General features: G+C 66.8%; 13 protein-coding genes. 11 read left to right on the top strand and 2 right to left on the bottom strand.

The genetic code is table 11. From position 1 onward, the window contains the following. Positions 1-22: 22 nt before the first annotated feature. Positions 23-1,162: a CaiB/BaiF CoA transferase family protein gene (locus ACP16H_RS16220; RefSeq protein ID WP_425073294.1), complete on the bottom strand. Its 1,140-nt coding sequence runs from the start codon at positions 1,160-1,162 to the stop codon at positions 23-25. Further along, positions 1,159-2,286 (bottom strand): carbohydrate ABC transporter substrate-binding protein, encoded by a 1,128-nt coding sequence (locus ACP16H_RS16215; RefSeq protein WP_425073293.1) that lies wholly within the window; start codon positions 2,284-2,286, stop codon positions 1,159-1,161. The genes ACP16H_RS16220 and ACP16H_RS16215 overlap by 4 nt, the downstream gene beginning before the upstream one ends. 155 nt (positions 2,287-2,441) lie before the next feature. Here ACP16H_RS16215 and ACP16H_RS16210 point away from each other — a divergent pair, with 155 nt between their 5' ends. The 11 genes from ACP16H_RS16210 to ACP16H_RS16160 all read left to right on the top strand — a co-directional run bounded on the left by ACP16H_RS16210 (position 2,442) and on the right by ACP16H_RS16160 (position 13,928). Then, complete coding sequence (locus ACP16H_RS16210; RefSeq protein WP_425073292.1) at positions 2,442-3,248, top strand: IclR family transcriptional regulator; 807 nt, start codon at positions 2,442-2,444, stop codon at positions 3,246-3,248. A 301-nt stretch (positions 3,249-3,549) separates the two neighbouring features. After that, on the top strand, positions 3,550-4,053 hold the full coding sequence (locus ACP16H_RS16205; RefSeq protein WP_425073291.1) for a MarR family winged helix-turn-helix transcriptional regulator: 504 nt from the start codon (positions 3,550-3,552) through the stop codon (positions 4,051-4,053). After that, positions 4,053-4,754 (top strand): SDR family NAD(P)-dependent oxidoreductase, encoded by a 702-nt coding sequence (locus ACP16H_RS16200; RefSeq protein ID WP_425073290.1) that lies wholly within the window; start codon positions 4,053-4,055, stop codon positions 4,752-4,754. Before ACP16H_RS16205 ends, ACP16H_RS16200 begins: the two co-directional genes overlap by 1 nt. Continuing rightward, a complete protein-coding gene (locus ACP16H_RS16195) occupies positions 4,754-6,085 on the top strand; it encodes an NAD(P)/FAD-dependent oxidoreductase (RefSeq protein WP_425073289.1) in 1,332 nt (443 codons plus the stop codon). The genes ACP16H_RS16200 and ACP16H_RS16195 overlap by 1 nt, the downstream gene beginning before the upstream one ends. Before the next feature lie 176 nt (positions 6,086-6,261). Further along, positions 6,262-7,854: a peptide ABC transporter substrate-binding protein gene (locus tag ACP16H_RS16190; RefSeq protein WP_425073288.1), complete on the top strand. Its 1,593-nt coding sequence runs from the start codon at positions 6,262-6,264 to the stop codon at positions 7,852-7,854. 87 nt (positions 7,855-7,941) lie between these two features. Continuing rightward, positions 7,942-8,892: an ABC transporter permease gene (locus ACP16H_RS16185; protein ID WP_425073287.1), complete on the top strand. Its 951-nt coding sequence runs from the start codon at positions 7,942-7,944 to the stop codon at positions 8,890-8,892. Between the two features lie 17 nt (positions 8,893-8,909). Next, on the top strand, positions 8,910-9,797 hold the full coding sequence (locus ACP16H_RS16180) for an ABC transporter permease (protein WP_425073286.1): 888 nt from the start codon (positions 8,910-8,912) through the stop codon (positions 9,795-9,797). 14 nt (positions 9,798-9,811) lie between these two features. Then, positions 9,812-10,885 carry an ABC transporter ATP-binding protein gene (locus tag ACP16H_RS16175; RefSeq protein ID WP_425073285.1) on the top strand — a complete coding sequence of 358 codons (1,074 nt, stop codon included), beginning with the start codon at positions 9,812-9,814 and terminating at the stop codon, positions 10,883-10,885. Beyond that, the gene (locus tag ACP16H_RS16170) at positions 10,882-11,907 is read left to right on the top strand and encodes an ABC transporter ATP-binding protein (RefSeq protein WP_425073284.1); all 1,026 of its coding nucleotides are present in this window, start codon (positions 10,882-10,884) and stop codon (positions 11,905-11,907) included. The genes ACP16H_RS16175 and ACP16H_RS16170 overlap by 4 nt, the downstream gene beginning before the upstream one ends. Continuing rightward, on the top strand, positions 11,904-13,226 hold the full coding sequence (locus ACP16H_RS16165) for an NAD(P)/FAD-dependent oxidoreductase (RefSeq protein ID WP_425073283.1): 1,323 nt from the start codon (positions 11,904-11,906) through the stop codon (positions 13,224-13,226). Before ACP16H_RS16170 ends, ACP16H_RS16165 begins: the two co-directional genes overlap by 4 nt. Before the next feature lie 306 nt (positions 13,227-13,532). Beyond that, the gene (locus ACP16H_RS16160) at positions 13,533-13,928 is read left to right on the top strand and encodes a (R)-mandelonitrile lyase (RefSeq protein ID WP_425073412.1); all 396 of its coding nucleotides are present in this window, start codon (positions 13,533-13,535) and stop codon (positions 13,926-13,928) included. Positions 13,929-14,074: the final 146 nt, after the last annotated feature.

Here is a 14,074-nt window from a genome sequence, read left to right as displayed (position 1 = left end):
GTTGGGTTGGCCCCTTTCCGTATCACCAGCCGGTGTCCAGCAGATCGTTGGCGTCGCCCAGTTCCGGCGCGGCCCGGCCAGAGGCAGGGCGGGTGCCGTCGATGCGGATCGGCAGTTTCGTCGTGTCCATCGCCACGTCCCCGCGTTCGACGCGCTGTACCATGTCGAGCGTGCGCAGGATGCCGCTGTCGACCAGCCCCTCCCAATCCATCACCGGCGCGGCCCAGATGTCGGCCTCGATGAAGCCGGCCATCCATTGCGCCGTGGGCGCGGTCTTCAGGCGCTCCGCGAGCCCGGCCTTGATCGCGTCGCGCTCGGCAAAGGCATCGCGCCCCGCAAGCTCGGCGTCCAGTCCGGTGATCCGCGCCAGCAGGTCGAGCTTGCCCATGGCAATGGCGACATGCCCGTCCTGCGTGGCATAGACGCCGTAAGGCGCGGCAAGGTAGGCATGGGCCGGGTTGTTGGCGGACCGCACCGGCGTGCGATGGCCGTCGTTGAGCCATGTGGTCAGCAGTTCGAATTGCAGGTCGGCCAGCACCTCGATCAGCGAGGTTTCGACCCGCCCGCCGATCCCCTTCACCGCGCGACGATACAGCAGCGCCAGCACGCCCTGCGTCAGCGAGGCCCCCGCCAGCACGTCGGCAATCGGCAGGCCCATCGCCACCGGCCCGTCATCGCGCCCGCCCGAGAGCCACATCACCCCCGACCGTGCCTGCGCCAGCAGATCCTGCCCCGGCAGATCGACCCAGGGCCCGTCAGAACCGTAGCCCGTCACCGTGCCGTAGACGACGCCCGGATTGACCGCCTTCACCGCCTCGTAGCCGAAGCCCAGCCGCTCCATCACGCCGGGGCGGAAGTTCTGCAACACCACGTCAGCGTCACGGACCAGCGTCCAGAGCTTCTCTCGGTCCGCTTCGGATTTCAGGTCCACCGCGACGGACCGCTTGTTGCGGTTTATGGCGTGGAAGATGGTGCTTTCGCCGCCGATCTTCGTGTCGGTCAGGTAAAGGTAGCGCGAGAGGTCGCCCATCCCGGCGCGCTCCACCTTCACGACCTGCGCGCCCATGTCGGCCAGTTTCAGCGCGCAATAGGGACCGGCAAGGAACTGCGAGAAGTCGAGCACCTTCAGGCCGTCGAGGGGGAGCATGGTCGTGTCACTCATTCCGGGAAACTTTCGCTGAAACGTGTCTGCAAGGCGTCGAGGGCTGCGTCATGGGTCGTGCGGCCCGTGATGGCGTCGAGGACGATGTGCGAGCCGTCTTCCTGAAAGCCCATGTAGCCCTTGTGGCGCGGCCGCAGCCAGGCGGCCTCGTGGGTCATCCGGGTCTGGCGGTAGGCATTGCCGACGCGGGCATTCACCGTCTCCGATCCCCATGCAAAGGCATTGCCGGGCTGGCCGTTGTTGGCGCAATACAGGCCGTCCTGCACCTCTGCCGAGGCGCACCAGAGCGCGAACTCCTGGCAGATCGCCGGGTGTTTCGACAGGGCCGAGACGGCCAGCCCGGTGCCTCCGAGCGCCGAGCCAAGCGGACCGGACCGGCCAGCCACGGGAATGTCATGGAATGCAATTCGGTTCGGGCGATAGCCCTCCGTCGCATAGGGCGCATAAAGATAGGTGAAGGGGATCAGGGTCGCGTCGCCTTCCGCCAAAGCGTCGAGCGCGGCGATCGGGTCCATCCCGGCGCAAGCCGGGTCGACCAGTGCCGCAAGCGCCGTCATCGCCTCCAGCGTGCGTGTCGCTGCGGCGCGGTCCAGGGCGGCGTCGCGGGTCACGGGGAAGGGCGCGCCGAGGTTCGCCATCAGCGTGAAAAAGGACATGAGCACATGCGGCGGGCGCAGCGGCCAGAGCACACGGCCCGCGCGCGCCTCCGCCATCACCTCGGCCAGCGTCGCGGCAGGCGCAGCGCGCAGATCGGGGCGGATTGCCTGCACCTGCGTCGCGGCATCCACCGGCAGCGCCCATTGCTGGCCGTCGTAGAGGTAGCTGTGAAAGCTCTTGCCGACGGTCTCCGCCTCCAGCCGCGCCAGCGCGGGCGAGGGCGGATAGGGCAGCAGGCAGCCATCGGTCACCACTTCGCCCACGTGCGGGTGGTCGATGATCATCAGGTCGTACTGCCGCGCCAGTTCCTCGACCGGTGTGCTTTCGAACCCCTGCAGGGACCGCGCGTCCCATGTGATCGACACCTGCAGATGACGCTCGGCAAAGGCCGCGCTGGCCGCGACAAGCGGGTCGTAACCGCGCGGATCAGACCAGGTCATGCCCCGCAACACGATGGATTCTGTCATGACTCCTCCTCTTTGCCACAAGATAAGCGCAAACACTTCACAAGTAAAAGATGGTTTTATATTTAATAAGAAGCCGCGCCCGACCCAGGTTGTCACCCACCAAGGCTCCACCGTATAAACGTCGAACCAACCAATGCAGGAAAGCCGCACGTCCCATGAGCCAGCCCACGCCGGAGCAGACCGAAGACGAGAAGTACCGCGCCCCGGCGCTGTCCAAGGGTCTGGACATTCTCGAACTTCTTGCCTCCGAGGCGGAGGGGCTGTCGCAGGTGGACATCGCCAAGCAGCTGGGCCGCACCACGTCCGAGATCTTTCGGATGCTCATGGTGCTGCGGCAGCGCGGCTACGTCGATCTGCATGACGAGGACGAGCGCTATCACCTGACCACCAAGATGTTCGAGGTGGCGCACCGGCACCCGCCAATCCGGCGCCTGACCTCCATCGCGGGCGACGCGATGCAGCGCATGGCCAACCGGGTGAACCAGTCGATGCACCTCGGGATCATCCATTCCGGGCGTCTGCTGGTGATCGCGCAGGTGGATTGCCCGGACAACAACATCACCTCGGTGCGGCTTGGCGCGCATATCCCGCTGTACGACACGGCCTCGGGGCGGGTTCTGGCGGCGTGGATGTCACCGGAGGCGCTGGCCGCCCTGCTGGCGGAGGCCGGAAGCGAACCCGCCGACAAGCATCGCGCCTTTGTCGAGGATCTCGACGATGTGCGCGCCCGCGGCTATTGCGAGTCGCCCTCGCTGACCATTGCCGGGGTGACGAACATCTCCGCGCCGGTCTTCGATTTCTCCGGCAAGGCGATTGCGGCCATCACGGTGCCTTTCATCCACCGTCTGACCGGAACCAACATTGCGACGCTGGACGAGTGCCGCGCGCAACTCATGGCCTTGACCACGGACATCTCGCGCCGCCTGGGCGCGGGGGCGAGCGGCCCGCCGCCGACGGCCTGATCGACTCGGACCGGCAGGGGCCGTTTCCCGACAATTTGTGGCGCTTGCGCCAGTCTCTGCGTGTTCGGGGTCATCCGGCCCGGCGACCGTCAATCGGATTCGACACGCCGACCGTGGCTGCAATCGAAAACGCGGATCGCGGTGCGATTAAATATCATGCAGACGTGCATGTTTTTCCGCGCGCAGGGCGTCGCAGCGTGAAAACTTGTCGATGATAGTTGTCATCGACAATTGTTTTGAACAACCATTGGACACCAAGCGTCGCAATACACGCGCTGAAGACCCGAGAGCGAGTTTCCCAATGAGTAGCCCACCCAAAGATTGTTTTGACGAAATCCGGATCGACTGTCTCAGCTATGCGATCAGCTACTACATCCGCGTCCTGAACCTCTGGGTGTCGCGCGATCTGGAAAAGAAGCTTGAAGGCACGCCGGTGGTTGGCGGCACGGGCAAGATCTCGACGCTGTTCATCGTCGAACATCAGCCCGGCATCACCGCGTCGGAAATCCGCCAGTTCGCCGGAAAGGACGCCCCGGCCATGACCCGTCTGACCGAGAAGCTGATCGCCGATGGCCTGCTGGACCGCCGTGCCGACCCGGAGACGAAGCGCCGCCAGCAGCTGTTCATCACCGAAGCCGGACGCGCCGTGCTGGACGACGTCCGCGCCGTCATCGGGCGCGAGGCAGCGGAGGCGTTCTGGATGCTCACCCCCGAGGAACACGCGCAGACCGTTGCGCTTCTAAGAAAGATTTCAGCGGCTTACGTCGAAAGGCACCAGGGTCTGGACTGGAAACGAGGAAAGTAATGTCCCGAAAAATCATGGTATTGACCGGCGGGTCCCGAGGGATCGGCCTGGCCGTGGCGTGCGAAGCGGCAAGGCGCGGATGGTTCGTCTCGCTTGGACTGCGGGACGCCACGACGCTGCCCGAAGGCCTGTCGCCCGATGACGCCGAGGCCGTGGGCTACGATGCGGAGGCCGCGACGGAGGCCGCTTGGATCGACGGTGTGATGGCACGCCACGGGCGGATCGATGCGGTGGTCGCCTGCGCAGGCCTCCTTGACCACGACAGCATCGTCACCTCGGACGACGTTCGGGTGAAACGGCTGTTCGAGGTGAACGCCCATGCGCCGCGCCGCCTTGCCGCCGCCGCGTGGCAGCCGCTGATCGCCAGCGGGGCAGGGCGGGTCATCGTCATGGCGTCGCTTTCCGGCAAGCGGGTGAAATCCAGCCGCTCGGGCCTTTATGCCTTCTCCAAGTTCGCCGCCGTGGGTCTGGCCCATGCCCTGCGCCACGAGGGCTGGGACCACGGCATCCGCGCCACGGCGATCTGCCCCGGCATCGTCGCCACCGACATGGGGTTGTCCGCGGCCAACGGCGCGCTTGCCCCGCAAGAGATGACGCAACCCGGGGACCTTGCCGCGCTGACGCTCGACACCATCGAAACGCCCGGCACCCTGAGCCAAGCGGAAATCACGCTCAACTGCCAACTTGACGGAATATTCTGATGCCCGGACCTCGCGTTACCCCTGTTCATGGGGATGAACACCTGCCCGCCAAAGTCGACGTGGTCGTCATCGGCGGCGGCATCGTCGGGGCCTCGACGGCACTGGAACTGACCGAGAAGGGCCTGAAGGTCGCCTTGTGCGAAAAGGGCGGGATCGGGCAGGAGCAAAGCTCGCGCAACTGGGGATGGGTGCGAATCTCGCGCCGGGACCCGCGTGAAATCCCCCTGATGGCCGAGGCCCTGCGCCTCTGGCCGGGGCTGAACCAGCGTCTGGGGCGCGACGTGGGCTACAAGCAGGCCGGGATCCTGTTCGCCTGCCGCAGCGACGCGCAGATGGCGCGGTACGAGAAGTGGACCGAACACCTCAAGCCCTACCAGCTGGAGTGCCGGATGGTCTCGGGCGCGGATTTCGCGGCGGTCATGCCGGGCTGCGAGGAGCCGGTCAAAGGCGGGCTGTTCACCCGGGCCGATGGCCGCGCCGAGCCGCAGCTGGCCGCCCCCGCCATCGCCGAAGCGGCCCGCGACAAGGGCGCGGTGATCCTGACGGAATGCGCGGTGCGGGGCGTCGAAACTTCGGCCGGGGCGATCAGCGGGGTGGTGACGGAACGCGGTCCCATCGCCTGTGACGCCGTGGTGCTGGCGGGCGGTGCCTGGTCGCGGTTGTTTTCGGGCAACATGGATATCGACTTTCCGCAGCTGAAGGTGATGAACACCGTCGTGCGTACCGATCCGATCGAGGGCGGGCCGGAGGCGGCCTACTGGACCGACGGTTTCTCGTTCCGCAAGCGGCAGGATGGGGGATACACGCTGGCCTCGGGGTCGGTGAACACGGTGGACATCGTGCCCGACAGCTTTCGCCTTGCGCTGAAATACCTGCCCGCCCTGCAACACCAGTGGCGCGACCTGCGCCTGCGTTTCGGCCCGCGCTTCGCGCAGGAGGCGTCTTATGCCCGCAAGTGGCGCAACGACGAGGCGACGCCCTTCGAATACACCCGCGTGCTCGATCCGAAGCCGCACGCGAAATATGTGCGAAAGACGCTGAAGGCCGCAGCCGAGTCCTTTCCGATCTTTGCCAAGGCCAGGCCGCGCCAAAGCTGGGCGGGCTACATCGACGTGACCCCCGACGCGGTGCCGGTCATGTCGGCGGTGGACAAGCTGCCGGGGTTCTTCATGGCGACGGGCTTCTCGGGGCATGGCTTTGGCATCGGCCCGGCGGCGGGCAAGCTCATGTCCGAGATCGTGACCGGGCGGCCAACCTGCGTCGATCCGCATCACTTCCGCTTTTCACGCTTCACCGACGGCACGCGGCTGAAGCCCGACGACGGGTTCTGACGGGACCGGCCCGGAGGGGAGGAGCCGGGCCGTTTCGGAGGAGACAAAGACAGCGGGGTCGACAGAAGCCCCGGACCACAAGACCGAGACCTGACCTTCACCTTTCAAACAGGGAACGACACATGACCACTCACGGAAACGACTTCACGCAGCCCTCCCGCCGCGGATTTCTTGGAATGACATTGCTGGGCGCCGCAGGCCTTGGCATGGCCGGACTGCCCGGCATGGGCCGCGCCTCGACCGCCACCGGGCAGGTGATCGTCGGCATCAGCCAGGAGCCGACCGTCTTCAACCCGCACATGCTGCATATCGAGGTCGACGAGGGCGTCCACTGGGCGCTGTTCGACCCGCTCTTTGCGGTCGAGCCGGATGGCACCTTCTCGCCGCGTCTCGTGACCGAGGTGCCGACGGTCGAAAACGGCGGCATCTCCGAGGACGGGACGGAGTGGAAGGTCACCCTGAAGGAGGGCGTCACCTGGCACGATGGCACGCCGCTGACCGCCGAGGACGTCAAGTTCACGCTGGAGCTGCAAAAAGACGACAATTTCCGCGCGGCACGCCGCACCGGGCATGAGCTGATCGAGGAGATCACGGTGATCTCGGACACCGAACTGTCGTGGAAGATGTCCTCGCCCTTCGCGCCCTACATGGCGATCCTGAGCTGGACGATGATCGTGCCGAAGCACGCCTTTGACGGGCAGGACCCCAACGAGGCGCCGTTCAACCAGTCGCCCATCGGCACCGGCCCGTTCAAGTGGGACAGCCGCGCGCCCGGCGACAACATCCAGCTGGTGGCCAATGCCGACTACCACGGCGACAAGGCCCAGATCGAACGGGTGGTGGTGAAATACGTGCCAGACCTGACGGTGCTCTATACCCAGTTCAAGACCGGCGAGATCGACGTCATCGCCATCCAGGGCATCGCGCCCGATCATTACGCCGAGGCCTCGAACCTGCCCGGCAAGACCGTCGAACTGGTGCCCGTCGGCACGGTGGAAACCCTGTCGCTGAACCTTGGAAACCCGGTGCTGGCGGACAAGGCGGTGCGCGAGGCGCTGTACCTCGGCGTGGACAAGCAGACGGTGATCGAGGCGCTGTATTACGGCCTGCCGACGCCCACCGAGACCTACATGCCGCAGCAGAGCTTCTACTACAACGACGCGCTGCCGGGGCATACCTACGACCCCGAGGCGGGCAAGGCCTTGCTGGACGAAGCTGGCTGGACCGTGGGGTCGGATGGCATCCGCGAGAAGGACGGCCAGCGCCTGACCTTCGTGTGTTCCACCACCGCAGGCAACCACACGCGCGAGCAGTTGCAGCAGTTCCTGCAACAAAGCTGGAAGGACATGGGGATCGAGATGACCATCTCGAACCTGCCGCCCGCCGTGATGTGGGCCGACCACTGGATGCAGTCGCAGTTCGACATGGCGGTGGCGGGGATCATCTTCCTGACGGGGCCGGACCCGGACACCCGCGACTACTTCCACACCGGCGCGATCAATGCGCAGGGCGGGGCAGGGCAGAACACCTTCCAGTACAGCAACCCGCGTATCGACGAACTGCTGACCGAGGGTGCCATCACCGTGTCGCCCGAGGCGCGCAAGCCGATCTACGCGGAAATCCAGACGCTCGTGCGCGAAGAGCTGCCCTTCCTGCCGCTTTTCCAGCGCAACGAGATCCGCGGCCATGACGCGGCAATGACCGGTTACGAGCCCAACATCAACGTGCGCATCACCTTCTGGAACATGCAGGACTGGGCCTGGGCGTAAGCCCGCCGCCCAGCCGTGAAACCTGCCACCCGGCGCGTGTATCGCGCGCCGGGACCGGCTCCCCCATTCCCTATCGGAGGCCGCTTCATGCTGCGTTTCCTCGCCAACCGGGTCCTGCAAGGGGCCGTGCTGATCCTGATCGTGTCGATGATCGGCTTCTTCGTCATCAACCTCGCGCCGGGCGGACCGCTGTCGCAATACGCCATGACGCCGGGCATGAGCCAGGCCGACCTTGACCGCATCGCGGCGCAGATGGGCCTCGACCGGCCCTTGCCGGTGCAGTACCTCGACTGGCTGGGCAACATGCTGATCGGGGACTGGGGCACCAGCTACCGCGACCTGTCGCCGGTGACGGACGTGATCTGGCGGCACATGTGGGCGACGCTGCTGCTGATGGGCACGTCGACGGCGATTTCCGTCTGTCTTGGCACCCTGATCGGCGTGCTGGGCGCGCTGAAGCGCTATTCGATCTTCGACTACATGGCCACGGTGGGCGCGATGATCGCCCTGTCGATCCCGACCTTCTGGTTCGGCCTCGTGGCGATCTTCTTCTTCTCGCTCGAACTGGGCTGGCTGCCTGCGGGCAGCATGTACACCGTCGGTGACCAGAGCCTGTCCGACTACCTCATCCACCTCATCATGCCCTCGCTTGTGCTGGCGCTGGTGAACGTCGCGATCTGGAGCCGCTACATGCGCGCCGCGACGCTGGACGTGATGGATCAGGACTACGTGCGCACCGCCCGCGCCAAGGGCCTGCCGCGTGCCCGGATCGTGTCGGCCCATATCGTGCGCAACGCGCTGATCCCGATGATTACGCTGGCCGGTCTGCAACTGCCGACCATCATCGGCGGCGCGCTGGTGACCGAGACGGTGTTCACCTGGCCCGGTCTCGGGCGGCTGTTCATCGATAGCCTCGGCTACAACGACTACCCGGTCATCATGGGCCTGCTGATGTTCTCGGCCATCCTGACGGTGATCGGCAACTTCCTCGCGGATGTGGGGGTGGCGCTGGCCGATCCGCGCATCCGCCTTGGCTGACCGGAAAGGACCCCGACATGACCGCCATTCCCGATCCCTCCGTCCGCCGGTTTGCGCCTCTGGACATGCTCACCGACCCCCGAATGAGGAAGTTCATGCGCCACCGCCTTGCCATGGTCGGCCTGTTCATGATCCTCGCGCTGACGGCGCTGTGCTTCCTTGGCCCGTATTTCCTGCCCCATGACGAGCTGTACATCGACCTGCGCGCGCGGTTCTCGCCGCCGCTGACCCCGGAGCATCCGCTGGGCACCGATCCGCTGGGCCGCGACATCGCCGCGCGGCTGTTCTCGGCCGGGCAGATCTCGCTCACCGTCGGCTTTACCGCGATGGTGCTGTCGACGCTGATCGGCACGGTGATCGGCCTCGTGGCGGGATACTTCGGCGGCTGGACGCGGACCGGGCTGATGCGCGTCGTCGATGCCTTCCTGTCCTTTCCGTCGATCTTCCTGATGCTGACGCTGGCCGCCTTCCTGCAACCCTCGCCCACGATGATTACCCTCATCATCGCTGTCACCAGCTGGATGGAGGTCGCCCGCATCGTCGAGGCCGAGGTGCGTGGTCAGGCCTCGCGCGATTTCACCGCCGCCGCCCGCATGATCGGGGCGCCGCACTGGTGGATCATGCTGCGGGAGATCCTGCCCAACGTCATGGGGCCGATCATCGTCGCCGCCACCCTGACCGTGGCCCGCGCCATCCTGCTGGAGGCCTATATCTCCTTCCTCGGGTACGGCATCCAGCCGCCGCTGCCCAGCTGGGGCAACATGCTGAACAACGCGCAGCAGTACCTCGACAGCGCGCCCTGGCTGGCCATCGTGCCGGGTGTCGCGATCACCCTCGCGGTGACCTCCTTCAACTTCATCGGAGACGGGCTGCGCGATGCGCTGGACGCCCGGTCCGTCAAATGAGCGAGGTTCTCGGCATGACCCGACCCGCCGACACCAAGACCCCTGTCCTGTCCGTGCGCGACCTGAAGGTCCGCTTCCGGGGCGGCGGGGGCGAGATCCCCGTGGTGCATGGCATCGACTTCGACATTCACGGCGGCGAGACGCTGGCGCTGGTGGGCGAGAGCGGCTCGGGGAAGTCGGTGACCTCCTTCGCCCTGATGCGCCTGCTGCCCGACGCGCGGCATTGCACGATCGAGGGGCGCGTGACGGTCGGCGGAGTCAACCTGCTGGAGCTGTCGGAGAAGAAGATGGCCGCCGTTCGCGGGCCGAAGATCGCGATGATCTTCCAGGAGCCGCTGACCTCGCTGAACCCGGTCCACCGCGTCGGCGACCAGATCGCCGAAGCCATCCGCTATCACCGCAGGATGAGCCGCGCCGAGATCCGCGCCCGGGTGCTGGAACTGCTGACCCTCGTCGGCATTCCCGATCCCGAACGCCGCATGAGCGCCTATCCCGGCGAGATGTCGGGCGGGATGCGGCAGCGCGTGGTAATCGCCATGGCGCTGGCGCTGGAACCGGACCTGCTGATCGCCGACGAGCCGACCACGGCGCTGGACGTGACGGTGCAGGCACAGATCCTCGAACTGCTGCGCGAGATCCAGGGGCGCACGGGAATGGCGATGCTGTTCATCACCCATGACTTCGGCGTCGTGGCCGAGATCGCGGATCGCGTCATGGTCATGTACTCGGGCCGGATCGTCGAGGAAGGTACGCTGGACGACGTGCTGACGCGCCCCCGGATGCCCTACACGCGGGGTCTGCTGGGATCGGTGCCACGGTTGGAGGACGCGGGGCTGAGGACAGGCGCGCTTGGCACCATTGAGGGCTTTGTGCCGACGCCGGGCACCCTGCCCGACGGGTGCAGCTTTCATCCGCGTTGTCCCCATGCGCAGGCCGGGCTGTGCGATGTGGCGATGCCGGAGCTGCTGCCGCACGGCAATGTCCGCCACCCGGTGCGCTGCGCGCGCGCCGATGAGCCTGCCCTGAAACATCCCGCCGCGATGACACACGCCCCCGCGAAACCCGCGAAGGAGGACCTTTCGGCATGAGCACCCTGATCGAAGCCGTCGACCTGACGCAGCACTACCCCGTCCGGCAGGGCCTGTTGGGCCGTCAGACCGCCGCGGTGAAGGCCGTGGACGGCGTGACCCTGAAGATCGCGCGCGGCGAGGTGTTGGGCCTTGTGGGCGAAAGCGGCTCTGGCAAGTCGACGCTGGGCCGTACCCTGATGATGATGGAGAGACCGACCTCGGGTTCGGTGCTCTACGAAGGGTCCGACCTCGCGGGGCGGTCTCATGCCGCGCTGCATCCCTATCGGCGCAGGATGCAGATGGTGTTCCAGGATCCGTTCTCGTCGCTCAACCCACGCATGACCGTCGAGGACAGCCTGACGATGCCGCTGAGGTTTCACCAGCCGGAGCTGGATGCCGCGCAACGCCGCGCCGTCGCCGCCGAGACGCTGGAACGTGTGGGCCTGCCGCGCAGCATGATCACCCGCTACCCGCACGAGTTCTCTGGCGGGCAGCGCCAACGCATCGGTATCGCCCGGGCATTGATCGTGAAGCCTGACTTCATGGTGGCGGATGAACCGGTGTCGGCGCTGGACGTGTCGGTGCAGGCGCAGGTGCTGAACCTGTTTTCCGACATTCGCGATACGCTGGGGCTGACGCTGTTGTTCGTCACGCATGACCTTGCCGTCGTGGGCCATATCGCGGACCGGGTGGCGGTGATGTACCTCGGTCAGATCATGGAGATCGCGCCGACCCGGGCGCTGTTCACCGCGCCAAGACACCCCTACACCGAGACGCTTCTGTCCGCCGCGCCGCAGCCCACCGCTGGGCCACGCCGCAAGCGCATCGAGATGAAGGGCGAACCGCCCAGCCCGCTCTCGCCGCCCTCGGGCTGCGTGTTCCGCACGCGCTGCGCCCATGCGGTTTCGGCCTGCGCCCTGGCGCGGCCCGAGTTGCGCCAGTGGGGACCGGGCCACCTGAGCGCCTGTATCCGCGACGACCTCTCCCTTGTACCGGCGGTAACGGACCGCGCGGACAGCACGCGAAAGCAGATGGCATGACAAAGTTCTCTCCCTTCGACACGACGCTCTGGCACGCCACCGCAGCGCCCGCCCCCGAGACCTGCCCGCTGGAGGGCACGGTGCGCACCGACGTCTGCGTGGTGGGCGGTGGATACACCGGCATGACCACGGCCATCGAACTGCGCCGCCGGGGCCACGAGGTCGTGCTGCTCGAGGCGCAGGAGGCGGGGTTTGGCGGTTCCGGGCGCAATGCCGGGCATTGCACGCCGACCTTCTCCTACTATTCGCTGGACGAGTTGCGCCGCCTGCTCGGGGCGGAGCGTGCGGGGCGGCTCATCGCGCGCCAGACGGCCGGGGCCGACATGGCCGCCGCCTTTATCCGCGATTACCAGATCCCCTGTGAGTGGAAGCAGAACGGTTATTTCCAGGGCGCGCTGACCCCGTCGCGCATGGACCGCCTGCGCAAGAAGGCCGAGAGTTATGCGGCGGTTGGCTGTCCCTCCGGGGTGGTGGACGCTGCGGAGGCCGCGCGCCTGACCGGGTCCACGCGATTCCACGGCGGCTGGCTGCTGACATCCGGTGGCCACCTCAACCCGCTGAGTTACGCGCGCGGTCTCGCCCGGGCGGTCCTTCAGGAGGGCGCGCAGCTCTTCACCCGCTCCAGGGTCGCCAGGGTCGAACGGCAGGGCGATCGCTGGCACGTCCGCACCGACGGCGGCACAGTGGTTGCCGACAAGGTCATCATGGCGACCGGCGCCTACACCGACGGCGGCTGGAAGGGGCTGGACAAGACCTTCCGCATCAAGAAGGTCATCCTCGCCGCCACCTCTCCGCTGCCCGAGGAGGTGCGCGCACAGGTGTTGCCCTTTGACGGGACGATGCACGACGGGCGCGGCGACATCTTTGTCTACAAGTACAACCGCGAAGGCCGCATCGTGGCGTCGATGTTCCCGATGGGCAGGCGGGGGCGGGACCTTGGCTACACGCGGCAGATGCTGATGGACCGTCTGCGCTGGCTGCATCCGCAGGTGCCGGAACAGACACAGTGGGACTACTACTGGATGGGGGAGCTGGACATGCAGCGCCACACCATCCCGCGACTTTATGCGCTGGGGCCGGGGGCGCTGGCCTGTACGGGTCTTTCGGGGCGGGGGGTGCCGACCGGCACGATGCTGGGCGGCGTGCTTGCCGACTGGGCCGAGGGGACGCCCGACGCGGACCTCGCCCTGCCGGTCGAGCGGCTGAAATCCGCGCCGCCCTACATGTCCTTTGCGCCGGCCATGATGCTGCGCTGGTACGGGATACAGGACAACTTTGCCGCCTGGCGCGACGGAGTCGACCTGCCGCCCCATGCGTGACTGGACGCCTCTCTGCGGCGGCGAGACTGGTCTCGCGGAGGGGCGAGGCGGGTGGGGACGTCCGGACAGCCGGAACAGGTGGATCGGTCGCCTGTGAGCCGGGTTGAGGGGGGTCGATGCGGGCGGGAGGGCGCCGCTGGCCCGTGCGCCAGGACGCGGCCCGTTCGGCTGGACCACTGACCGGGTTAGATGAGCGGTGCTCATGAGTGCCGGTGAATTTTCCGGCATTGAGCGCCGGGCCAGCGGACTATCTATACCCTTCGAAGACCCGCGATGCGGGCCTGACGACAAAGGAGACCCGTCATGATCAAGATCACCCGCTCCGGCACCAACCCCTCGATGCCCGGTCCCGCCGACTGGTTCACCGGCACCGTGCGTGTCGACCCGATGTTTCAGGCCGAGGCGCCCGGTCGCGTCTCGGGTTCGCATGTCACCTTTGAACCCGGTGCGCGCACCGCGTGGCACACGCATCCGGCAGGGCAGACCATCGTCGTGACCTTTGGCCGGGGGCGCGTGCAGGAAGACGGCGGCGAGGTGCAGGAGATCCGGCAGGGCGACGTGGTGTGGTTCCCCGCCGGGGTGAAGCACTGGCACGGCGCGTCCCCCGACACGGCGATGAGCCATTACGCCATACAGGAATCGGTGGACGGCAGCGCCGTGACCTGGCTGGAGAAGGTTTCGGACGAGGATTACGGCGCGTGAGCGTCGTGGTCCCGGCCTGACAGGAGGCCCGCCATGACGCCCCGGATCATCTGCCACATGGTCACCACCCTCGACGGTCGGCTGCTGGCCGACCGTCGAGGGTGGTGACTGGCGAGCGCGTGATGGCGCTGTACGAGGAGACTGCC

This window comes from Sagittula sp. S175, from assembly GCF_049800975.1.
GTDB lineage: Bacteria > Pseudomonadota > Alphaproteobacteria > Rhodobacterales > Rhodobacteraceae > Sagittula.
The sequence above is the reverse complement of the archived record's forward strand: the minus strand, read 5'-3'. Positions and strand labels throughout refer to the sequence as shown.